The sequence below is a fragment of the Polaribacter marinus genome (assembly GCF_022662535.1).
Taxonomy (GTDB): domain Bacteria; phylum Bacteroidota; class Bacteroidia; order Flavobacteriales; family Flavobacteriaceae; genus Polaribacter; species Polaribacter marinus.
Map to the genome: position 1 here is coordinate 117554 of NZ_JAKQYM010000010.1, position 21078 is coordinate 138631.

General features: G+C 29.1%; 25 protein-coding genes. 9 read left to right on the forward strand and 16 right to left on the reverse strand.

Annotated elements, in window-relative coordinates; all coding sequences use genetic code 11:
* Positions 1–11 precede the first annotated feature (11 nt).
* From MC378_RS13210 to MC378_RS13230, 5 genes are read right to left on the reverse strand one after another with little or no spacing between them, the layout of a single operon-like run.
* Positions 12–176 (reverse strand): type II toxin-antitoxin system antitoxin, encoded by a 165-nt coding sequence (locus MC378_RS13210; RefSeq protein ID WP_242179239.1) that lies wholly within the window; start codon positions 174–176, stop codon positions 12–14.
* A gap of 1 nt (position 177) precedes the next feature.
* Positions 178–1086: an alpha/beta hydrolase family protein gene (locus MC378_RS13215; protein ID WP_242179240.1), complete on the reverse strand. Its 909-nt coding sequence runs from the start codon at positions 1084–1086 to the stop codon at positions 178–180.
* Positions 1083–1607, reverse strand: a complete 525-nt coding sequence (locus tag MC378_RS13220; RefSeq protein WP_242179241.1) for a hypothetical protein — start codon at positions 1605–1607, stop codon at positions 1083–1085. The genes MC378_RS13215 and MC378_RS13220 overlap by 4 nt, the downstream gene beginning before the upstream one ends.
* 1 nt (position 1608) lies before the next feature.
* Positions 1609–1767, reverse strand: a complete 159-nt coding sequence (locus MC378_RS13225; protein ID WP_242179242.1) for a DUF4177 domain-containing protein — start codon at positions 1765–1767, stop codon at positions 1609–1611.
* 3 nt (positions 1768–1770) lie between these two features.
* Complete coding sequence (locus MC378_RS13230) at positions 1771–2631, reverse strand: SPFH domain-containing protein (protein WP_242179243.1); 861 nt, start codon at positions 2629–2631, stop codon at positions 1771–1773.
* Between the two features lie 123 nt (positions 2632–2754).
* On the opposite strand from MC378_RS13230, the gene MC378_RS13235 reads away from it, so the two are divergent.
* The 7 genes from MC378_RS13235 (at position 2755) to MC378_RS13265 (ending at position 9609) form a co-directional block, all read left to right on the forward strand.
* Positions 2755–3537 carry a S1/P1 nuclease gene (locus MC378_RS13235; RefSeq protein ID WP_242179244.1) on the forward strand — a complete coding sequence of 261 codons (783 nt, stop codon included), beginning with the start codon at positions 2755–2757 and terminating at the stop codon, positions 3535–3537.
* Between the two features lie 113 nt (positions 3538–3650).
* Positions 3651–4169, forward strand: coding sequence for a TlpA family protein disulfide reductase (locus MC378_RS13240; RefSeq protein ID WP_274704130.1), 519 nt, complete (start codon positions 3651–3653; stop codon positions 4167–4169).
* Positions 4170–4172: 3 nt separating this feature from the next.
* Entirely contained in the window at positions 4173–4781 is a 609-nt protein-coding gene (locus MC378_RS13245) for a thioredoxin family protein (protein ID WP_242179245.1), read from the forward strand.
* 145 nt (positions 4782–4926) lie between these two features.
* Entirely contained in the window at positions 4927–5847 is a 921-nt protein-coding gene (locus MC378_RS13250) for a polyprenyl-phosphate transporter (RefSeq protein WP_242179246.1), read from the forward strand.
* 3 nt (positions 5848–5850) lie between these two features.
* The gene (locus MC378_RS13255) at positions 5851–6858 is read left to right on the forward strand and encodes a DUF368 domain-containing protein (protein WP_242179247.1); all 1008 of its coding nucleotides are present in this window, start codon (positions 5851–5853) and stop codon (positions 6856–6858) included.
* Positions 6839–7588 (forward strand): shikimate dehydrogenase family protein, encoded by a 750-nt coding sequence (locus tag MC378_RS13260; protein WP_242179248.1) that lies wholly within the window; start codon positions 6839–6841, stop codon positions 7586–7588. Before MC378_RS13255 ends, MC378_RS13260 begins: the two co-directional genes overlap by 20 nt.
* 95 nt (positions 7589–7683) lie before the next feature.
* Positions 7684–9609: a DUF349 domain-containing protein gene (locus MC378_RS13265; protein ID WP_242179249.1), complete on the forward strand. Its 1926-nt coding sequence runs from the start codon at positions 7684–7686 to the stop codon at positions 9607–9609.
* A 75-nt stretch (positions 9610–9684) separates the two neighbouring features.
* Here MC378_RS13265 and MC378_RS13270 read toward each other — a convergent pair whose 3' ends face one another.
* Together MC378_RS13270 and MC378_RS13275 are read right to left on the reverse strand one after the other, a co-directional pair.
* On the reverse strand, positions 9685–10458 hold the full coding sequence (locus MC378_RS13270; RefSeq protein ID WP_242179250.1) for a zinc ribbon domain-containing protein: 774 nt from the start codon (positions 10456–10458) through the stop codon (positions 9685–9687).
* Positions 10459–10460: 2 nt separating this feature from the next.
* Positions 10461–11555: a Nif3-like dinuclear metal center hexameric protein gene (locus MC378_RS13275; protein ID WP_242179251.1), complete on the reverse strand. Its 1095-nt coding sequence runs from the start codon at positions 11553–11555 to the stop codon at positions 10461–10463.
* Between the two features lie 73 nt (positions 11556–11628).
* Between MC378_RS13275 and lpxK the strand changes: the two genes are divergently transcribed.
* Positions 11629–12657 carry a tetraacyldisaccharide 4'-kinase gene (gene lpxK, locus MC378_RS13280; protein ID WP_242179252.1) on the forward strand — a complete coding sequence of 343 codons (1029 nt, stop codon included), beginning with the start codon at positions 11629–11631 and terminating at the stop codon, positions 12655–12657.
* Positions 12658–12768: 111 nt separating this feature from the next.
* On the opposite strand, the gene MC378_RS13285 is transcribed toward lpxK, so the two are convergent.
* The 5 genes from MC378_RS13285 to MC378_RS13305 all read right to left on the reverse strand — a co-directional run bounded on the left by MC378_RS13285 (position 12769) and on the right by MC378_RS13305 (position 17531).
* On the reverse strand, positions 12769–13665 hold the full coding sequence (locus tag MC378_RS13285; protein ID WP_242179253.1) for a Ppx/GppA phosphatase family protein: 897 nt from the start codon (positions 13663–13665) through the stop codon (positions 12769–12771).
* A 6-nt stretch (positions 13666–13671) separates the two neighbouring features.
* Positions 13672–14160 carry a SixA phosphatase family protein gene (locus tag MC378_RS13290; RefSeq protein ID WP_242179254.1) on the reverse strand — a complete coding sequence of 163 codons (489 nt, stop codon included), beginning with the start codon at positions 14158–14160 and terminating at the stop codon, positions 13672–13674.
* A gap of 33 nt (positions 14161–14193) precedes the next feature.
* Complete coding sequence (gene pdxH, locus MC378_RS13295; RefSeq protein ID WP_242179255.1) at positions 14194–14841, reverse strand: pyridoxamine 5'-phosphate oxidase; 648 nt, start codon at positions 14839–14841, stop codon at positions 14194–14196.
* A gap of 67 nt (positions 14842–14908) precedes the next feature.
* Entirely contained in the window at positions 14909–16096 is a 1188-nt protein-coding gene (locus tag MC378_RS13300; protein ID WP_242179256.1) for a BaiN/RdsA family NAD(P)/FAD-dependent oxidoreductase, read from the reverse strand.
* A gap of 1 nt (position 16097) precedes the next feature.
* Complete coding sequence (locus MC378_RS13305) at positions 16098–17531, reverse strand: sodium:solute symporter (protein ID WP_242179257.1); 1434 nt, start codon at positions 17529–17531, stop codon at positions 16098–16100.
* A gap of 106 nt (positions 17532–17637) precedes the next feature.
* Between MC378_RS13305 and recR the strand changes: the two genes are divergently transcribed.
* Complete coding sequence (gene recR, locus MC378_RS13310) at positions 17638–18255, forward strand: recombination mediator RecR (RefSeq protein WP_242179258.1); 618 nt, start codon at positions 17638–17640, stop codon at positions 18253–18255.
* A gap of 81 nt (positions 18256–18336) precedes the next feature.
* Here the strand turns inward: recR and MC378_RS13315 are convergent, their stop codons facing one another.
* From MC378_RS13315 to MC378_RS13330, 4 genes are all read right to left on the reverse strand, one after another.
* Positions 18337–18915 carry a CopD family protein gene (locus MC378_RS13315; RefSeq protein ID WP_242179259.1) on the reverse strand — a complete coding sequence of 193 codons (579 nt, stop codon included), beginning with the start codon at positions 18913–18915 and terminating at the stop codon, positions 18337–18339.
* Positions 18916–18983: 68 nt separating this feature from the next.
* The gene (gene hemH, locus MC378_RS13320; RefSeq protein WP_242179260.1) at positions 18984–20006 is read right to left on the reverse strand and encodes a ferrochelatase; all 1023 of its coding nucleotides are present in this window, start codon (positions 20004–20006) and stop codon (positions 18984–18986) included.
* 76 nt (positions 20007–20082) lie between these two features.
* Positions 20083–20478, reverse strand: coding sequence for a VOC family protein (locus MC378_RS13325; RefSeq protein WP_242179261.1), 396 nt, complete (start codon positions 20476–20478; stop codon positions 20083–20085).
* Positions 20465–21001: a TrmH family RNA methyltransferase gene (locus MC378_RS13330; RefSeq protein WP_242179262.1), complete on the reverse strand. Its 537-nt coding sequence runs from the start codon at positions 20999–21001 to the stop codon at positions 20465–20467. Before MC378_RS13330 ends, MC378_RS13325 begins: the two co-directional genes overlap by 14 nt.
* Between the last annotated feature and the right edge of the window lie 77 nt (positions 21002–21078).

Consider the following 21078-nt stretch of genomic DNA (forward strand, 5'->3'; position numbering starts at 1 on the left):
ATTATCAAAACTTATTCTTCTTTCTTTTTGGGTTCTCGTTTTGCTTCTTTAAGAGCTTGCATTAACATCCATTCGATTTGTCCGTTTGTAGAACGAAATTCGTCTGAAGCCCATTTTTCTATGGCTTTTATCATGTCTTCATTAACTCGTAGTGCAAATGCTTTTTTCTTGGCCATTTTATTTTTTTACAAATGAAACAATAGTTTCTATCAGTTTTTCTGATAAAGGAAAGTCTGGAGAGCTGTAAGATTTTAAATTATCTTCCTCTTTGAGGATGTTTTTTAAAACATGATTCATGTTTTTAATAATTACTAAAGTAGCATTTGGTTTTGCTTTTTTTAAAGCTTTGGCATCAGAAATTAGTACTTGTAAATCTTTATCACCATTGATGATTAACGTTGGAATTTTTATGTTTTTAATTTCTTTTATTGGGTCTAGTTTTATCCATGAAGTCCAAAAAGGTTGATTGGGTTTTGCAAAAAGAGAAATTAAGTTAGGGTTTATGTCTTTAATTTCTCCTGTTTCTTTTAGTTCTTTAAAATGTGCTTTAGCAATTTCTCCAAATTCAGGATTTTGTGCAGTTAACTGTCTTATCAATGTCTTGTCTATAGTTTCTCCAGCTCCAGCAATAGAAATGTATTTGTCAACATTTTCTAATGCTAACATTGCAATTAATGAACCTTGGCTGTGACCCGCTAAAATAATTTCAGAAAAACGTTTGTCATCTTTAAACTGATTCACAACTTCTTTTGCATCAAAAATAAAGTCAGAGAAATAGACGCCGTCTTTTAAAAAAAGAGCATTTTTAGGATTGGCAGTTCTTTTATCATAACTAAAAAAAGCAATATTTTCTTTGTTTACAGCATCTCTAAATTGTTTGATATATTGTGGTTGATTTCCATTTCTATCAACACCACCAGAACCATGAATCCAAATGATTAAAGGTGATTTTTGAGATGTATATGAAAGTGTTCCAGGAAGCTGTATTGCTTGATTGTTTATTACTACTTCTTCCGACTTTATTTGAGCAAAGGAAGAGATAATACTAAATATTGTAATCACCCAAAAGCTTATAATTTTAATCATATTATTTTATTTTGATAAGTTTCTAAAACTCTTTTAGCCTCTTCTTTTTTTTGGGTTCCTATTAAAAGTTTTTTTCCATTTTTAAATTCTAGTTGAATGCCAACATCACCAGAAACATTAAAGGCTTTTCCTTTAGCTTTATTTCCAAAAAATCCACTTCTAAAACCCCAACCACCATATTCTGATAGAGGGAGGTAAGTTCTTACTTTTGCAGTTTTTAGTTCAGACCATTTAATTGTTTTTGTAGAAAAATGCATAGGAAAAAATTGATAGTGAATTCCGTTTTCATCAATCCTACAAGATAATTTAAAAATGAATATTAGAATTGAAAAGCACAGCATTACAAAGGTGAAAAACAGTAAACCTGCATCAGACATTGGTTGGTCACCAAATGGTTGCTTTAAAAATATCTGCTGTGTAATTCCGTAAATACCAATACAAAGAGGGATAATAAGAGCAATTATTGGAATAATCACTAACCAACTCTGCGTAAAGCGCTGTTCTTCTTTAAAGATTTTCATTTTATCTGTTTTTATCTCTTTCAAAAATAATACTAGACCAATTCTGCCCTATGTCTTTAACAATCCACCCTTCTCTAGCATTTTGATTTAAAAGATCCTGCATTTTTTCTTGCCTTTTTGTTAACCCTAATCTTGGTATTTCTACTTTGTATTCTTTCATGTTTTAATGACTTAATGTACCTGCATTTACTACTGGTGAAGCTTCTTTGTCTCCACATAAAATTACCAATAAATTGCTTACCATTGCTGCTTTACGCTCTTCGTCTAATTCTACAATTTGTTTTTTGTTTAGTTCATCTAAAGCCATTTCTACCATTTCTACTGCACCTTGAACAATTTTATGTCTTGCAGCTACAATTGCTGTTGCTTGTTGTCTTTTTAACATGGCACTTGCAATTTCTTGAGCATAAGCTAAATAACCTATTCTTGCTTCTAAAACTTCAATACCAGCAATAGATAGTCGCTCGTCTATTTCCTTTTCTAAGGCTTCAGAAACTTCATTTACGCTAGACCTTAGTGTAATGTCTTCATCGTGACCTTCATCTGCAAAATTATCATACGGATACATGCTTGCTAGTTTTCTTACAGCAGCATCTGTTTGTACACGAACAAAATTTTCGTAATTATCTACGTCAAAAGCTGCTTTGTAGGTATCTGTAACACGCCAAACTAAAATAGTAGAAATCATAATAGGGTTTCCTAGTTTGTCATTTACCTTTAAACGTTCACTATCAAAATTGCTTGCTCTTAAAGAAATTGTTTTTTTTCTGTATAGTGGATTTGCCCAATACAAGCCATTATCTTTAATAGTACCAACGTATTTTCCAAATAGCAAAATAACTTTAGAAGTGTTTGGGTTTACAAGTATAAAACCAAAAAAACCAATAAAACCTATTAAGGTTGCAATTAAATAAGCCGGATTTTCTGCTTTTATGGATAATGCAATTCCACTAAAAAATAATGCTAAAACTATAAATAACATTAAATAACCATTTGCTGGTTTGATAATTTTTTCTGCTTTCATGTATGTTTGTTTTAATATGATATTAAAATGATATCGTAAAGATATGATTTATTTTTTGAATTTTGCAAATTTTAGAACAATTATTTTTATATTTTAGCTGAAAATTAATTATAAAAACAACAAATGAAAATTAAACTATTTTTATTGATTTCGTTTTTCTTTACAGTAAACTCTTCAACTGATGAAGCAGTTTTTTGGGGGCAAACAGGACATCGAGCAACTGGTAAAATTGCTGAAAGTTATTTAACAAGAAAAGCAAAGAGAAAGATTGATAAAATTTTAAAAGGTCAAAGTTTAGCCTTTGTTTCTACTTATGGTGATGAGATTAAATCGGATAAAAAATATAATGAATTTTACTCTTGGCATTATGTAAATATGAAATTGGATGAAAAATATGCTGATGCAGAGAAAAATCCTAAAGGTGACTTAGTTACAGGAATACAGAAATGTATCGAAGTTTTGAAAAATAAAAACAGTTCAGAAGAAGACAGAGTATTTTATTTAAAAATGTTAATTCACTTTGTGGGAGATTTACATCAACCAATGCATATTGGACAAAAAGAAGATAAAGGAGGAAACACTATTCAGGTTCAATGGTTTGGAAGAGGTACAAATTTACATTCAGTATGGGACACCAAAATGATTGAAGAGTGGAATATGAGTTATTTAGAATTAGCAGACAATGCAGAAAAGTTATCTAAAAAACAAATAGAAGCTATAGAAAAAGGAACTGTTGTGGATTGGATTGATGAAGTGCATGAACTTACAAATAAGTTGTACTCGTCTGTAAAAGTTGGAGAGAACTTAAAATACAGATATTCTTATGAGCATTTTGGAACCGTTAGAACACAGTTGCAAAGAGGAGGAATAAGATTAGCAAAAATTTTAAATGATATTTTTGATTAAAAGGTTATAAAGTAATGTTTTTAAAAGCCTCATAAAATTTATTTTTATGAGGCTTTTTGTTAAGAATGAGTTAATTATTAGTGTTATTATTTTAAAATATGTAGTTTTATAAAATGATTAAAAAATTAATTTTTGTACTAGTTGTTTCTATGGGTGTGTCCTCTTGCAAAAAAGAAGAAACAACAAAGAACACGCTTCAAAAAACAATAAAAGTAACTTCAGTAAAATCTTATACATATAATGAATTGAAGCCTTTGTTAGAAAAAAATGATGGAACAACTTATATCATTAATTTTTGGGCAACTTGGTGTGGGCCATGTGTGAAAGAATTGCCTTATTTTGAAAAGATAAATAAAGAATATAAAAATGTTGAAGTTATTTTGGTGAGTTTAGATTTTCCAAAACAAGTAGAAAAGAAATTAATTCCCTTTATCAATAAGAAAAAACTACAATCACAAGTTATTCATTTAGATGATATAAATGAAGATGTTTGGATTAAAGCAATTGATTCTACATGGTCTGGAGCAATACCAGCAACATTAATTTACAATACAAAAAACAGGAAGTTTTACGAAAAATCTTTTGATTATAAAACTTTAGAAAACGAACTAAAAACTTTTTTAAAACCATAAACGATGAAAAAAATTCAAACAATACTACTGCTAACAGTTATCGCAATGACAACTGTTGCTTTTACGATTAAAACTGAAAAAGGATACAAAATTGGAGATGTAATAGAAGATTTTTCTTTGAAAAATATTGATAATAAAATGGTTTCCTTATCAGATTATCAAGAAGTAAAAGGGTTTGTAATTATTTTTACATGTAATACTTGTCCGTACTCAGTTGCCAATGAAGATAGAATTATTGCACTTCAAGAAAAATATAAAAGCAAAGGTTTTCCTGTAATTGCTATAAATCCTAATGATCCTAGTGTTTCAGCAGGAGATAGCTTTGAAAAAATGAAAATTAGAGCTTCGGAAAAAGAATTTAATTTTCCTTATTTGTTTGATGAAGGACAAACTGTATACCCAAAATTTGGAGCAACAAAAACACCACATGTATATATTGTTACTAGAAATGATATGAAAGTACAGTATATTGGTGCAATAGATAATAGTTCTAGAAATCCAGATGCTGTAACAGAAAAATATGTAGAGAATGCTTTAGATGCATTGTTATCTGGAAAAAGTATTGATAAAAAAGAAACTAGAGCAATTGGTTGTTCTATAAAAGTAAAATAAATTATCAGTCTAATCTATAAAAAAAAAATCTCAAATCTATTTTGAGATTTTTTTTTTATAGATTTTTTAAATTTTAATTAAAATTGGTTTTATTCATCTTTCTCAAATTTCTATTATCTTCGTTTCGTAAAAAAGAAACTTAAAAATGAGTAGAAGTATAAAAGATTATATAATTGTTGGTTTAAAAGGAATGGCAATGGGAGCTGCAGATGTTGTTCCTGGTGTTTCTGGAGGTACAATCGCTTTTATTTCTGGTATTTATGAAGAATTATTAGGTTCTATAAGTAATGTAAAATTAGGTTTGTTTAAAACCTTAAAACAAGAAGGACTTAAAACTGCATGGAAACAAATAAATGGAAATTTTTTAGCATCACTATTTTTAGGGATTTTTATTAGCATTGTTTCATTAGCAAAAGCCATAAAATATTTATTAGAAAACGAACCTATTTTATTATGGTCATTCTTTTTTGGGTTGGTATTGGCTAGTATTATTTACATCGCCAAACAAATTACTAAATGGAATTTTATTTCAATAATTATTTTAATAATGGGGGCATTTTTAGCTTATTATATAACAACACTAAATCCATTAGTTTCAGAAAATTCATCTTTATTTTTTATGTTTATTGCTGGGGCTATTGCCATTTGTGCAATGATTTTACCAGGAATTTCAGGGGCATTTATTTTAGTTCTACTAGGAGCATATAAACCAATCTTAGCCGCTGTTAATGATAGAGATTTTAAAACAATAGCAGCAGTAGGTTTAGGAGCAATAATAGGTCTATTAAGTTTTTCGAAAATTTTAAAATGGCTTTTTGCTCACTACAAAAATTATACTTTAGCAGCTTTAACCGGATTTATAATAGGTTCCTTAAATAAAATTTGGCCATGGAAAGAAACTTTAACATGGCGTACAAATTCTCATGGAGTTAAAGTTCCCTTTAATCAACAAAGTGTTTCTCCTTTTTCTTTTGATGGAAATACAGAACTTACAATGGCAATTGTATTGGCTGTTGTTGGTTTTGGTCTAATTTTATTGATGGAAAAATTGGCAGTAAAAAAATAATCAATGCAAGTAGCAAGAAATTTTTTACAGAAACTAAGTCTTTTTTTGAAAGGTTTGGCAATGGGAGCAGCAAATAAAGTTCCCGGAGTTTCTGGAGGAACAGTTTCTTTTGTTTTTGGTTTTTATGAAGAATTAATTTACTCTTTTAGAAAAATAAATTTAAAGGCTTTTAAACTATTAATTAACGGGCGTTTTAAAAGTTTTTACAAATATGTAAATGGTCAGTTTCTTTTCTTAATTATGGGGGGAAGTATTTTTAGCTATTTTAGTATTTCATTAGTTTTAGATTATTTTCTAATTAATTTCGAGCTTTATGTTTGGAGCTGGTTTTTTGGGATGATTATTGGGTCTATTTACTATATAGGAAAAGATTTTGGAGAATGGAATTTTAAAAATTTCCTTTCTTTAATTATAGGGGCATCAATAGGAATTGGTATTAGTTTTTTAACACCTGCTACAGAAAATGACAATCTTTGGTTTGTATTTGTTTGTGGAATTATTGGTGTTTCTGGAATGACACTTCCTGGTTTGTCAGGTTCTTTTATCTTAATTTTATTAGGAAATTATGTGTTGCTTTTAGTAGATTCTGTAAATGCTTTATCAAGTGTAATAACTAGTCTTTTAAGAGGTGATATTAAGGTGTTGTCAGACCCTATCAAAATAAGATATTTAAAAATAATTAGTGTTTTTACAATAGGTTCTGTTTTTGGATTGGTGTCTATTTCTCATATATTAGGTTATGTTTTAAAAAGATGGCATCAAATAGTAAATGCTATTATTATTGGTTTTATAACAGGATCTTTAGGAATTGTTTGGCCATGGAAAAAAACAATTTATGCTTTAGAAGATGGTGTATTTTTATTAGATCAAAAAGGAAACAAAATTGTTGAAAATTATCAGCGTTTTATTCCTGATTTTTCCAATCCTGAAACTTGGATAGCCCTATTTTGGATAGGGATTGGCATCGCTTTAATTTTAGTAATAGATTTTTATGGAAGAAAGAAAAAATAAAGTTTTTGGATTGTTAGGAAAAGATATTTCATATTCTTTTTCACGTGGATATTTTTCCAACAAGTTTAAAAATGAAAACCTAAAAAATCATCAATATGTAAATTTTGATATTCCAAAAATTCAAGATTTTCCATTAATTTTAGAAGATAAAAATATAAAAGGGATAAATGTTACCATTCCTTATAAAGAAGAGATAATTCCGTTTTTAGATAAGTTAGATAAAACGGCAAAAAAAATTGGGGCAGTAAATACTATAAAGTTCACTAAAAAAGGAAAATTAAAAGGTTACAATTCAGATGTGGTAGGTTTCGAAAATTCGATAAAACCACTATTAAAAAACCATCATAAAAAAGCTTTTATTTTAGGGACTGGTGGAGCATCTAAAGCCATCGCTTATGCTTTAAAAAAGAATAAGATAAAATACAAATTTGTCTCTAGAAACCCAGAAGGGAAAAAGCAAATTTCTTATGATTCTTTGTCAGAAAAATTAATAAATGATTATACAGTTATAATTAATTGTACGCCGTTAGGAACTTCGCCAGAAATAGAAAAACATCCCAATATTCCTTATCAATTTTTAACAGAAAAGCATCTGTTATTTGATCTAATTTATAATCCAGAAGTATCTACTTTTTTATCTAAAGGAAAAGAAAAAGGGGCAACAATTAAAAACGGATTGCAAATGTTAGAATTGCAAGCAGAAGAATCTTGGAGGGTTTGGAATGAATAATAATTAGATAATTTGTAGATTATATAAGTTGTCTGTATCTTTATAAACTGTATAAATATAGTTTTATACTCAAATGACCTTTAAACATTGTAGATATGTTAGATAAAAATGATGAAAATAGTAGCGAAGTTGAAAAAACGGCTAAAGAACAAATAAATGATACTACACAAGAGGTAGTAGAAAAAGAAAATGTTGAAGAAGCTCTAGAGGAAACAAAAGAATCTGAAGTAACTGAAGGGGGAAATGCAGAAGAAGCCGTAAATGAAATTGAAAAATCTGTAGCTGAAAAAGCGGAAAAAGAAGATGGAAATGAAGAAGTTGAAGAGCTTGATTACTCTACAAAATCATTAGAAGAATTAGTCTCTGAACTTAGCAAAGTACTTGCAGGCAATCCTGTTCAAAAAATTAAATCTCAAGTAGATGGAATTAAAAATGCTTTCAATCAAAAATTTGGAGCATTATTAGCAGAGAAAAAAGAGGCTTTTTTAGCAGAAGGAGGAAATTCTATAGATTTCCAGTTTTCTAGCCCAATTAAATCAGAATACAATAAATTACTTACCGATTACAAGAAGCAAAGAGATGCCTATTATTCAAATCTAGAAAAACAACTTAAAGAAAATCTAGAGAAGCGCATTAAAGTAATAGAAGATTTAAAAAGACTAATTGAAGAAGCAGATACTTCTACCATGTATAAAAATTTTAGAGAGCTTCAAGATGTATGGCGTAGTATTGGGCCAGTTTCTAAGACTCGTTATAATGATACGTGGAAAACTTATCATCATCATGTAGAACGCTTCTATGATCTTTTACACTTAAGTAATGATTTTAGAGATTTAGACTTTAAGCATAACTTAGAGGAAAAACTTAAAATTATAGAAAAAGCAAAAGCTTTAGCTAACGAGAGTGATATTAACTATGCGTCTAATGAATTGCAAGAACTTCATAGAGCTTGGAAAGAAGATGTTGGACCAGTATCTAAAGAAATGCGTGAAGAAATTTGGCATAAGTTTAGTGAGGCAACCAAGAAAATTCATGATAATAGACATGAGCATTACAAAGAATTGCGTTCTAAATATCAAGAAATCATTGATAAAAAATTAGAGGTAATTGCTGTTATAGATGCCTATGATACTTCTAAAAACAAAACTCATAATGATTGGCAAAAGAGTATAAAAGACATAGAAGAATTAAGGCAGCAATATTTTAACTTAGGTAAGTTGCCTTATGCAAAAAGCGAAGAAATTTGGAAAAAGTTTAAAGCTGCTACTAAAAAATTCAATGCTTCAAAAAATATCTTTTATAAAGAAGAAAAAGGTAGTCAGCAAGATAATTTAAAAAGAAAAATTGCTTTAATAGAAATTGCAGAATCATTAAAAGATAGTGAAGATTGGGAGACGGCAACCAATACCTTAAAGAAAGTACAATCCGATTGGAAAGAAATAGGTCATGTACCTCGTAAGTTTTCTGATGATATCTGGAAACGTTTTAAAGCTGCTTGTAATCATTATTTTGATCGTTTTCATCAACAAAAAAATGCTGTTAGTAAAGAGCAACAGGAAGTTGTTGAAGCTAAAAAAGAATTTTTAGAAGCGTTAAAACTTCAAGAGAATCCAACAAAAGATATTGTTATAGAGGCGATTAATAAATGGAAAGAACTAGGGAAGCTACCAAGAAACGCACGTCATGTAGATGGTAAATTTAATAAACAAATAGATAGAATGTTATCTACTTTAGATATTGACAAAGATGAAATTTCTATGCTAAAGTTTACAAACGTTGTTGATCTGTATTTAGAAGATAATGATGTTAGAAAATTAGATTCTGAGCAGATGTTTGTTAGAAAGAAGATAGATGAAGTTGTAAGAGAAATTCAGCAATTAGAAAATAATTTAGGCTTTTTCTCTAATGCTAAAGATGATAATCCTTTAGTAATAAATGTAAAAAATAGAGTAAATGAATTTAAACACGATTTATCTATTTGGAAACAAAAACTTAGTTATCTAAAAAAATTAGACTATTAGATTTATTAAAATAAATATATAAAAAAACTCGAAGCAAATGCTTCGAGTTTTTTTTATGAGTATGTTTTCTTAATTTTAAGAAAATAACTTATCTATTTTAGCTTTTTCTTCTTCAGCTAAAGCTTGATCTACTAAAATACGTCCACTATGTTCGTCTATAGTAATTTTCTTTCTATTTGCAATCTCTAATTGAACCTGAGGTGGAATTGTAAAATAAGACCCTCCAGAAGCTCCTCGTTCTATCGCAACAACAGCTAACCCATTCTTTACCTTGTTTCTAATTCTGTTGTAAGCAGCTAATAAATGAGCGTCAATAGATTTAGAAAATTCTTCAGATTTTTCTGATAAAAGCTTTTCGTCTTTTTCAGTTTCTTTTAAGATAGCATCTAATTCTGCTTTTTTATGACTTAAGTGTTGCTCTTGCTTAGCTAATTTTTCTTTAGTAGCATCAATTACTTCCATTTTCTGAGCAATCTTAGCTTTGTACTCGTTAATTCTTTTTTCAGCTAATTGAATTTCTAAATCTTGAAATTCAATCTCTTTAGATAATGAATCAAACTCTCTATTATTTCTAACTTTCTTTTGTTGCTCATCATATTTCTTCATCAAAGAATTAGACTCTTCTATAGCTAATTTTTTGTTGTTGATATCTGTTTCTAAGTTTGCAACATCTTCAGCTAAGTTAGAAAGTCTGGTATTTAAACCGGCAACTTCATCTTCTAAATCTTCAACCTCTAAAGGTAATTCTCCTCTAACATTTCTAATTTCATCAACTCTAGAGTCGATTAATTGTAAATCATAAAGTGCTCTTAATTTTTCTTCAACCGAAACTTCTTTCTTCTTTGCCATGTTTATATATAATAAATAGGATTTGTACTTTTTTCTGATAAAACGACTGCAAAATTAGTGAATTTTTTTGTAAGATAATCAACCAAAAGGTTTTTTGTAAACTGTTCACTCTCATAATGGCCAATATCTGCTAATAAAAGGCTGTTTTCTGCTTTAAAAAATTCGTGATATTTAAAATCTGCGCTCACATAAGCATCTGCTTTGGCTTTTTTTGCGTTAGAAATGGCAAAACTTCCAGATCCTCCTAAAACGGCGACTTTTTTTATTTTTTTATTTATTAAGGCAGAATGACGTATACAATCTGTTTTCATTGTTTTCTTTAAATAAACTAGAAAATCTTTTTCATTCATTTCTGTAGAAAGCTCACCAATCATTCCCATTCCTACATTTTGATGTATATTTTCTGTGGTAAAAATTTCATAAGGAACTTCTTCATAAGGGTGGTTTTTGTGTAACGATTTTAAGATATTTGCTTCATTTTTACTTTCAAAAATAACACTAATTTGTGTTTCTTTTTCTGTATGAAGTTTTCCTTTTTCTCCTAAAACCGGGTTAGAGTTTTCATTTCCTCTAAAAGTTCCTTCCCCATTAATATTAAAAGAACAAAGATCGTAATTGCCAATGTTTCCTGCCCCTGATTTAAAAAGAGAATCTCTTAATGCAATGGCATTTTCATTAGGAACAAAAGTAGTTAGCTTTTTGATGATTCCTTTTTTAGGAATTAAAATCTCAGTGTTTTTTAAACCTAATACTTCACACATTTTTGCAGAAACTCCGTTTTTAGAATTGTCTAAAGCTGTGTGAGTTGCATAAATTGCAATATCATTCTTTATGGCCTTCAATACCGCACGTTCTACGTAAGAATTTCCGTTTAATTTTTTTAATCCGCTAAAAATAATTGGATGAAAACTTACAATTAAATTACAGTTTTTAGCAATTGCTTCCTCCACTGTTTCTTCAAGCGTATCTAAAGTAACTAAAACTCCTGAAACGTTAGCATTATAGTTACCTACCAATAAACCAACATTATCAAAATCCTCGGCATAACTTAAAGGAGCTAATTCTTCAATGTAATTTGTTATGTCTTTTATTGTCATTTTAAAATGTATTGAAATTCAAAGTTAACATTTTCCATTCATCAATCCATAAAAATGACTTATTTTCGTATTAATGAAATTTTTACGTTTTTTATTATTTCCATTTGCAATTGTTTATGACTTGATAACTTCAATTCGTAACTTGTTTTTTGATGTAGGTATTTTTAAGCAAACAGAATTTAAAATTCCTGTAATTGTTGTTGGAAACTTAAGTGTAGGAGGAACTGGAAAGACACCTCAAATAGAATATTTGATAAGATTGTTGAAAGGGAAATTTAAGGTAGCTGTTTTAAGTAGGGGGTATAAGCGTAAAACAGATGGTTTTGTTTTAGTGAATAAAAACCATTTTGCAGAAGATGTTGGTGATGAGCCTTTGCAATATTTTAAAAAGTTTTCAAATATTAATATTGCTGTTGATGCAAATAGAGTAGAAGGTGTTACAAGATTATTAAAAGAAAAATCTCCAGAAGTTGTTTTGTTGGATGATGCTTTTCAGCATAGAAACATAAAAGGAAGTTTTTATGTTTTATTAACAAAATATGATGATTTATTTTCGGATGATTTTTTATTACCAACCGGTAATTTAAGAGAAAGTAAAAGAGGTGCAAAACGTGCAGATATAATTGTGGTGACTAAGTGTCCTATAGATTTTGATATGCATCTCCAAGAAAAAATTACACTACAATTAAAAAAATATCATAAAGAAATCTTTTTTACTACAATTTCTTATGCAAATCAGTTATCAGGAAATCATAATATTACTATAAATGATTTAAAAGAATACGAAATTTTATTAGTCACAGGAATTGCAAATCCAAAACCATTAACAGAATTTTTAGCGCAAAAAGGAATTTGTTATGATCATTTAAAATTTTCTGATCACCATCATTTTTCTGAGTCCGAAATAAAAAATATAGAACAAAAGTTTGCCAAAATAAAAGCAGATAAAAAGCTTATTTTAACAACAGAAAAAGATTTTACTAGATTAGAAAATAAGATTAAAGACTTGTCTTTTTTAGAAATAGAAACTGCTTTTTTAGAAAATAAAAATCAATTGTTTAATACAATTATAGAATCTCATATAATAGAAAACCAGCGTTAAAAACGCTGGTTTCTTTTTTTGATTTTTGCTAGAATAATTTTATAGACTACCCAACAAGGGTAAGACACTATATTTTTCTTAAAGTCACAAATTTATTTCTCTAACAAAAAATTATAATTTATTAAAAAACAAGCTTTTAATAATACCGTCTGCAAGACCAATTTTTGGAACATAAATTTTTCTTGCTCCACTCCATTTCATCGCAGATAAATAAATTTTAGTTGCAGGTATAATTACATCGGCTCTATCTGGATTTAAACTCAATTCAGAAACCCTTTCGTCAAAAGTCATTTGTTTTAAAAATTGATATTGAGCGTTTAAGTAGATAAAAGAAATTGGTTTTCCTTCTGTTCTTCCAGACATTTTAAAAAGTTTATTGATATTTCCTCCAGAACCTATTAACGAAAGTCTTTTTAAATCTTTTGTGTTTTTCTTAATCCATTTTTCTACATGGGCAAACATTTCTTTATTTACTGACTTTTTGTTGTTTAACAAACGTACTGTTCCTATTTTAAAAGATTTTGAAGTAACAATTTTACCTCCAGAGAAAATGGTGAATTCGGTACTACCTCCACCTACATCTACATATAAATAAGAGTTGTCTCCTTCAATTAATTGGTTTAAATCTGTAGAAGATATAATTGCAGCTTCTTCTTTGCCTCCGATAATGTCTATTTTTACTCCGGTTTTTAATAGAATTTTTTCTGCTACTTCTTTACCATTAATAGCTTCTCTCATAGCAGATGTTGCACAGGCTTTATAGCGTTCTACTTTGTGTACAGACATTAATAATTTAAATGCTTCAATAGCATCTATCATTCTTGCGATATTTTCGTCGCTAATAACTCCTTTTACAAATGCGTCTGCTCCTAAACGAATAGGTACCCGAACTAATGAAGATTTTTTAAATTGTGGTTCTTTGTCTTCTGCAATAATTACGTTAGAAACTAGTAATCTTATTGCATTTGAACCAATATCTATAGCTCCGTATTTTTTTACTTCTAACAAACTGTGTTATTTATGGTTTTTAGGATTTTCTATTAAAAAAGTTTTTCCTTTTTTTATGTTTTTCCAATGTTTTTCTTCAAATTGTATTCCAATCACTCCACAGGTAGAAACATGTGCAATGGGTGTGTTCCCAAATTTATTTACAAAAGTATTGATACCATGATCATGACTAAAAATTATTGCAGAATTAAATCCATCATCAAAAGCTTTAACTGTTTTTACTAAATAGCCATCACTAAAGCTATAAAGCTGTCTTCTAATTTTAAGATTTGATAAAGGGTATTCAAAGTTTTCGCAAAAAATAACAGCAGTATGTAAAGCTCTATTTGCACTACTGGAAACAAAAACATCTGGTCTATCTATTTTTTTAGAAAGAAACTTAGACATCAAATGTGCATCTTTAATTCCGCGTTTTTTTAGAGGCCTATCAATATCTTCTATCCCTTGGTATTCCCAAGAAGATTTTGCGTGTCTAACAATATATAAAGTTTTCATTTAGTTGAATTGTTGAATTGTAAATATAAAAATTTACGGTGCTAATCTTTCTAATTTCCAAGAAAAATCTTTTTCTAAAGTATATCTAATTCTATCGTGCATTCTATTGGGCCTACCTTGCCAAAATTCTATTGAAATTGGTTTTACAATAAAGCCTCCCCAATATTTTGGTCTAACAATCTCTTGGCCTTTAAATTTTTCTTCAAATTTAGATAATCGTTTATCTAATTCTTCTCTAGAGTCTACAACGGTACTTTGGTTAGAAGCCCAAGCTCCTAGTTTGCTTCCGTCAGGTCTTGATTCAAAATAACCATCAGATAAATTTTCTGAAAGTTTTTCTGCTTTTCCTTTGATGATAATTTGTTGTTCTAAACCTGCCCAAAAGAAAGACAAACAAATATGATTGTTTGCAGCTATTGCTTTTCCTTTTTCAGAATTATAATTGGTGTAAAAAATAAAACCTTCCCAAGTATATTTTTTTAATAAAACAACTCTGCTTTTTGGAAAACCATCTAAACCTATTGATGAAACTGTCATTGCATTAGTTTCGTCTACTATTTCTGATTCATCTGCATTTATAAACCATTTTTGGAATAATTCCATTGGATTTTCAGGACAAGTACTTTCTAGAAGCTCTTGCTTTTCATATGATTTACGGTAATTTGATAAGTCTTTTGACATTTATTTTATTTGAATACAGTAAAAATACTGAATATTTTATGAGTACAAACATTCTAAAATGTAGTTTTTAATCAATCTTATTTAAATGTTTTGCAAGTAAAAAACCATTACTTGCACAAGCTTGTATTAGATACCCTCCAGTTGGTGCATCCCAATTTAGCATTTCTCCAATGCAATATTGGTTCGGTATTTTATGCAACTGAAAATGAGTGTCAACTGCTTTTAAATCAATTCCTCCAACAGTAGAAATGGCTTCGTTTAAAATGCCTAAATCTGTAATTTCTAGTGGAAATTTTTTAATATTATTTGATAATACTTCTGAATTTAAATAATCTTCTTTAGAAAGGTGAATTTTTAACAAATCGATTTGTGAATTATTTATTTTTAATTCTTTTTTTAAAATTTGCGTGGTGTTTTTAAAGCCTGATTTTTTAATTTTAGCAGTAATACTCTCTATGGATAAGGTTGGTTTAAAATCGATAAAAATAATTGCTTTTTTTTGCATTTTTAATTGCTGTCTAATTTGCGGACTCAAAGCGTAAATGGCATTTCCTTCTATACCAAAATTGGTAATAACTACTTCTCCTTTTTGCCTTTTATCAGCACAAGAAATAGCAATGTTTTTTAAAGGATTTCCTTCATTTTTTTTGATAAAATCAGAATTCCAATCAATTTTAAAAGCACAATTAGAAGCTTTAAAAGGAACTGTATCTATGCCTTTTTGTTGAAATGTTTCCAACCAAGTTCCGTCTGATCCTGTTATCTTCCAACTTCCTCCACCTAAAGAGAAAACTGTGTAATCAGAAGAAACTGCTATGTTATTTATAATTGTATGGTTGTTTGGTGTCCAACCCATAAAAGTATGTTCGTACTTAAAAATAATTCCTCTTTCTTTTAAATGATTTAGAATGTTATTTAAAACGGTAATTGGTTTTATTCCTTCTTTAGGATAGATTCTTTTACTACTACCTATATAAGTAGGAATTTCGATGGTGTTTAACCATTTTCTAAAATCATCATTTGTAAAGCTTAACAAAGAGTTTTTTAAGAAATGCTGAGGTGTATAACGTTTTATCAATTCAGAAATTGGCTCTGAATGGGTTAAGTTAAAACCACCTTTTCCGGCAACTAAAAATTTTCTGCCTGCAGTTTTGTTTTTTTCGTAAATGGTAATGTCAAATTTTTCTGTATTTAAAAAAGACGCTAAAATCAACGATGAAGGTCCTCCACCAATAATAGAAATTGTTTTTTTCATGTTACTTCTGTCTAAAAATAGACAATCCTATAAAGGTAATAAATCCATTTAGGATTAAAAGTGAAAAACCAAAATCAAAACCTGCATATGCTAAAGCTAAATAGTTTACAAAGTAAGTTATAATTGGTGATGCTAAACAAATTAAAGGCACCATTTTATCTTTTACTTTTATTTTTGTGAATAGACCAAATGTATAGAGCCCTAATAAAGGTCCATAGGTGTAATTAGCAAACGTAAATATTTTTGCAATTACACTTTCATCTGCAATAAAATATTTGAAAATTAAAATGGTTGCAATTAAAACAAAAGAGAAAATGATATGAATTTTCTTTCTTGTTTTTTCTTGATCTACTTCGTTTTTCTTTTTATCAATTTCTAATATATCTATACTGAATGATGTTGTTAGTGAAGTTAAAGCAGAATCGGCACTAGAATAAGCCGCTGCAATTAAGCCTAATAGAAAGAAAATGGCTGTTGCCAAACCTAAATTTCCTTTTGTTGCAATTATTGGAAATAGTTGATCTTTATGAGCGTCTATTCCGTTTTTCTGAGCATAATCTGTAAGCAACACACCTAAGGCTAAAAAGAAAAAGTTTACAATTACCAAAACAATAGTAAACCAAAACATATTTTTTTGTGCGTCTTTTAAGTTTCTACAAGTTAGGTTTTTTTGCATCATGTCTTGATCTAAACCAGTCATTACAATAGCTACAAAAGCTCCTGCCAGAAAACGTTTCCAAAAATAATTTCCTGCATTTACATCGTTAAAAAAGAATATTTTAGAAAGCTCGCTATCTGCAACATAACCAAATAAATTTGTGATTTCCATTTCATCAGAGATGGTGTAAATACAAACTCCAACGGCAATCAACATAAATAAAGTTTGTAAAGTATCTGTCCAAACAATGGTTTTAATACCTCCTTTAAAGGTATACAGCCAAATTAATAGTATTGTGATGGAAACTGTTGCCCAAAACGGAATTCCGTAGTCGTCGAATAATAATAGTTGCAAAACATTTGCTACTAAAAAGAGTCTAAATGCAGCGCCAATTGTTCTAGAAAGTAAGAAAAAACTAGCTCCCGTTTTGTAGGAGTATTTGCCAAACCTGTCGTCTAAATAGGTGTAAATTGACGTTAAATTTAATTTATAATAGAGTGGAAGTAAGACCAATCCGATAACGGCATATCCAACAACATAACCTAAGACCATTTGAAAATAACTCATATTTTGTCCCTCTACCCATCCAGGAACAGAAATAAAAGTAACACCAGATAGTGAAGCACCAATCATACCAAATGCCACTAAATACCAAGGTGAAGAGTTATTTGCTTTAAAAAAAGTTTTATTGTTTGCAGATTTCCCTGTGATATATGAAATGAAAATCAATACAGTAAAATAAGCGACAATTAATAGTAAGATGTGAAGTGGTTGCATTTGGTCAATTACGAATTACGATTTAACTATTACGAAGATATACTTTTTTAAATTTTTAATGGATTAATTCGTAATTGATAATTGATAATTTGTAATTTTGACGGCTATGGATTTTTCATCAAAACTTTTAGAAAACGCAGTGAATGAAGTTTCTCGTTTACCAGGAATAGGTAAAAGAACTGCATTGCGTTTGGTGTTGCACCTGCTAAAACAACCTTCAGAAAATACTAAATATTTATCTGAAGCTTTATTGCATTTGAGAAATGATGTGAAAACTTGTGAAAAATGTCATAACATTTCTGATACTGTTTTGTGCGATATTTGTCAAAACCCAAAAAGAAACGAAGAAATTGTATGTGTTGTAGAGGATATTAGAGATGTAATGGCTATAGAAAGTACTTCTCAATTTAATGGTTTGTATCATGTTTTAGGTGGTAAAATTTCTCCGATAGAAGGAATTGGTCCTCAGAATTTGCAAATAGATTCTTTAATAAGAAAAGTTGCAGAAGGAGAAATTAAAGAATTAATTTTTGCTTTAAGCTCTACCATGGAAGGAGACACAACCAACTTTTATATTTTTAAACAAATAGAAAAATTTAACATTACAACGTCTACAATTGCCCGCGGAATTTCTGTGGGTGACGAATTAGAATATGCAGATGAAGTTACTTTAGGTAGGTCTATTGTGAATAGAATTCCGTTTGAGCAGAGTATTAGAGGGTAATTATTATTAGTAGTAAACAGTATTCAGTTGGCAGTGAACAGAAACAGTTTATAGTTGAGTAACTGATATTGAAAATTGTTACTATTTATCATTTTCTAAAACCTCTCTTTCAGCTTTTTCCCAAGATTTTTTTTCTCTAATTTTTTTGTAGAGTTTTATACTCATCATCATAATAATCCCAAAAAGAATAATTCCTACAACACCCCAAACCCAATTAATAGCGCTTTTTAAAGTAACCAGAAAGACAACGGCAAAAAGAATAATGGTAGCAATTTCATTAAAAATTCTAAGTTTTAAAGCAGAATATTTTATAACATCTTTTTGTAGCTGACTAAAAATTCTATGGCAAGAGTAATGATAGAAATACAATGCTAAAACAAAAGCTAGTTTTACATGCATCCAAGGCATTTCTAAATAAATGGGATTTTTATAGAGCATCCAAAAAGCAAAAAAACTGGCTAAAATTGCAGAAGGCCAAGTAATGATATACCACAATCTTTTGGCCATTAGTTTGTATTGTGTTTGTAAAATTTCTTTAGCGGGCTCTAATTTATTTTCTGCTTCTGCATGATAAATAAACAAACGAACAATATAAAATAATCCGGCAAACCAGGTTACAACAAAAATAATGTGTAATGCTTTTACGTATAAGAAATCCATTTGTATCAGTTATCAGTTATTAGTAATTAGTAATCAGTAATCAGTAATCAGTTGTCAATGATCAATGATTATTGTTTTTTATTTTTCCAGTCGTTAATCCACTTTACCATTACATCTACCCAGTCATCATTGTCATTCATACAAGGGATATGTTTATAATTGCTTCCTCCAAATTTAAGGAATTCATCTTTTCCTTCCATGGCAATTTCCTCTAAAGTTTCTAAGCAATCAGCTACAAAAGCAGGAGTTATTACGGCTAAGTTTTTCTTTCCTTCGGATGGAAATTTCTCTAATTCGAAATCTGTATAAGGTTTTAACCAAGGATCTTTTAACAAACGTGATTGAAATGAATTGCTATACGTTCCTTCTTTTAAACTTAACGTTTTCGCAATTTCTTTAGTGGTCTCAAAGCACTGATGTCTGTAGCAAGTATGATGCGCAACAGAATTACGTTCGCAACAAGAACCATCTATTTTACAATGATTTTTAGTAACGTCAGATTTTAAAATATGTCGCTCTGGTATTCCATGGTAAGAAAACAAAATATGGTCGTAATCAAATCCTTTTAAATGATTTGCAATATTATTACTCATTGCTTTGATATAATCTGGTTCATTGTAAAAGGGAGGTAAAACATCTAATTTTATATTTGGATATTTTTCTGCGATAATTTGTTCTGCTTTTACAACTACTGTTTCGTAAGAAGACATAGCGTAATGCGGATATAATGGGGCTAAAAATATTTCTGTCACACCTTTGTCTACTAATTCTTTGATGCCATTTTCCATGGTCATAGAACCGTAACGCATTGCCAAAGCAACAGGCAAATCTACTTTTTTAATCACTTTGTCTGTAAATCTTTGTGATATTACAACTAAAGGAGAACCTTCTTTCCACCAGATTTTCTTGTATGCAGCACCCGATTTTTTAGGTCTTGTTTTTAAGATAATTCCGTTAATAAGTAGCCAACGTTTCCAATACGGAATGTCAATTACGCGTTCATCCATTAAAAATTCACCTAAATACTTTTTTACATCTTTTGTTTCGGTAGAATCTGGAGATCCTAAGTTGTTTAGTAAAATTCCTTTCATTTATTAAAGTTTCAAAGTTGAAAAATGGGCTTTTGTTTAATGTTTTTTTTGTAAATCGTAATTGATTTTCAGTGTTTTATAATTGCTTTATTTTATAATCGGCAATTTGTTTTTCAAATTTTTGACTATCCTTAAAGGCACATAAATTTCCATCTGGATCTTGAAATTTAGCTATTGTTCCCCATGTGTGTTCTTGGTAATCTACTTTTACGTTTTTTGAAATTAAATTCTCTGCAACTTCTTTTACATTAGGCACATTCAATCTTAAACAGGTTTTAAATCTTTCGGTTTTTGTTTCAATACCTTTATACTCATCATCTAACTCTACTAATAAATATGCATTTCCAAACTCAAAACAAGTTAAATTTTCACCTTCAAACATTTTTTGCAAGTTTAAGATGTGTTCATAAAAATTTACACAAGACTTATAATTTAAGGTATACAAGATTATTCCAGTTCTATCTAATTTCATTCTTCTTATTTTGCTGACTACTTACTGTCAACTGATTTGTAACTTCATATAAGGTAATTGCCAAACTGTGTATTACATTCATACTTGAGTTTCTGCCAAACATAGGTATTGCAATAGTACAGTCAACCAGATCTATGTTTTCTATTCCGTTTCTTTCACTTCCTAAAAGTAGTACGATTTTTTCTTTATTTTTAAAATTAAAATCTTGAATATTGATGCTTTTATCAGTAATTTCTATACCAATAATAGTATTTCCTTCTGCTTTTAATTGATTTGCAAGTTTATTAAAATCTGTATAAGTTTCATGTTCAATTTGATTGACAGTGTTTCTTGCTGTTTTTTTTACAATTCTATTTTCTGTAGTTGGAGAATTTTCATGAAAATAGATTTTTTGCACACCAAAACTTTCGGAAATACGAAAACACATACCAATATTTTCAGGTGTTCTAATAGCATCACAAACAATTGTAATTGGAAATTGTTGTTGCTTATTTTTTATGTCGTAATGTGTAAGTTGTTCCAATTTTTTTAATTTTGATTACTGATTACTGATTACTGATTACTGATTACTGATTACTGATTACTGATTACTGATTACTG

What these genes read in the sequence shown, in the direction of transcription:
- MC378_RS13210 (WP_242179239.1), bottom strand. Translation starts at nt 176, where the DNA reads ATGGCCAAGAAAAAAGCATTTGCACTACGAGTTAATGAAGACATGATA.
- MC378_RS13215 (WP_242179240.1), bottom strand. Translation starts at nt 1,086, where the DNA reads ATGATTAAAATTATAAGCTTTTGGGTGATTACAATATTTAGTATTATC.
- MC378_RS13220 (WP_242179241.1), bottom strand. Translation starts at nt 1,607, where the DNA reads ATGAAAATCTTTAAAGAAGAACAGCGCTTTACGCAGAGTTGGTTAGTG.
- MC378_RS13225 (WP_242179242.1), bottom strand. Translation starts at nt 1,767, where the DNA reads ATGAAAGAATACAAAGTAGAAATACCAAGATTAGGGTTAACAAAAAGG.
- MC378_RS13230 (WP_242179243.1), bottom strand. Translation starts at nt 2,631, where the DNA reads ATGAAAGCAGAAAAAATTATCAAACCAGCAAATGGTTATTTAATGTTA.
- MC378_RS13235 (WP_242179244.1), top strand. Translation starts at nt 2,755, where the DNA reads ATGAAAATTAAACTATTTTTATTGATTTCGTTTTTCTTTACAGTAAAC.
- MC378_RS13240 (WP_274704130.1), top strand. Translation starts at nt 3,651, where the DNA reads ATGATTAAAAAATTAATTTTTGTACTAGTTGTTTCTATGGGTGTGTCC.
- MC378_RS13245 (WP_242179245.1), top strand. Translation starts at nt 4,173, where the DNA reads ATGAAAAAAATTCAAACAATACTACTGCTAACAGTTATCGCAATGACA.
- MC378_RS13250 (WP_242179246.1), top strand. Translation starts at nt 4,927, where the DNA reads ATGAGTAGAAGTATAAAAGATTATATAATTGTTGGTTTAAAAGGAATG.
- MC378_RS13255 (WP_242179247.1), top strand. Translation starts at nt 5,851, where the DNA reads ATGCAAGTAGCAAGAAATTTTTTACAGAAACTAAGTCTTTTTTTGAAA.
- MC378_RS13260 (WP_242179248.1), top strand. Translation starts at nt 6,839, where the DNA reads ATGGAAGAAAGAAAAAATAAAGTTTTTGGATTGTTAGGAAAAGATATT.
- MC378_RS13265 (WP_242179249.1), top strand. Translation starts at nt 7,684, where the DNA reads ATGTTAGATAAAAATGATGAAAATAGTAGCGAAGTTGAAAAAACGGCT.
- MC378_RS13270 (WP_242179250.1), bottom strand. Translation starts at nt 10,458, where the DNA reads ATGGCAAAGAAGAAAGAAGTTTCGGTTGAAGAAAAATTAAGAGCACTT.
- MC378_RS13275 (WP_242179251.1), bottom strand. Translation starts at nt 11,555, where the DNA reads ATGACAATAAAAGACATAACAAATTACATTGAAGAATTAGCTCCTTTA.
- lpxK (WP_242179252.1), top strand. Translation starts at nt 11,629, where the DNA reads ATGAAATTTTTACGTTTTTTATTATTTCCATTTGCAATTGTTTATGAC.
- MC378_RS13290 (WP_242179254.1), bottom strand. Translation starts at nt 14,160, where the DNA reads ATGAAAACTTTATATATTGTTAGACACGCAAAATCTTCTTGGGAATAC.
- pdxH (WP_242179255.1), bottom strand. Translation starts at nt 14,841, where the DNA reads ATGTCAAAAGACTTATCAAATTACCGTAAATCATATGAAAAGCAAGAG.
- MC378_RS13300 (WP_242179256.1), bottom strand. Translation starts at nt 16,096, where the DNA reads ATGAAAAAAACAATTTCTATTATTGGTGGAGGACCTTCATCGTTGATT.
- MC378_RS13305 (WP_242179257.1), bottom strand. Translation starts at nt 17,531, where the DNA reads ATGCAACCACTTCACATCTTACTATTAATTGTCGCTTATTTTACTGTA.
- recR (WP_242179258.1), top strand. Translation starts at nt 17,638, where the DNA reads ATGGATTTTTCATCAAAACTTTTAGAAAACGCAGTGAATGAAGTTTCT.
- MC378_RS13315 (WP_242179259.1), bottom strand. Translation starts at nt 18,915, where the DNA reads ATGGATTTCTTATACGTAAAAGCATTACACATTATTTTTGTTGTAACC.
- hemH (WP_242179260.1), bottom strand. Translation starts at nt 20,006, where the DNA reads ATGAAAGGAATTTTACTAAACAACTTAGGATCTCCAGATTCTACCGAA.
- MC378_RS13325 (WP_242179261.1), bottom strand. Translation starts at nt 20,478, where the DNA reads ATGAAATTAGATAGAACTGGAATAATCTTGTATACCTTAAATTATAAG.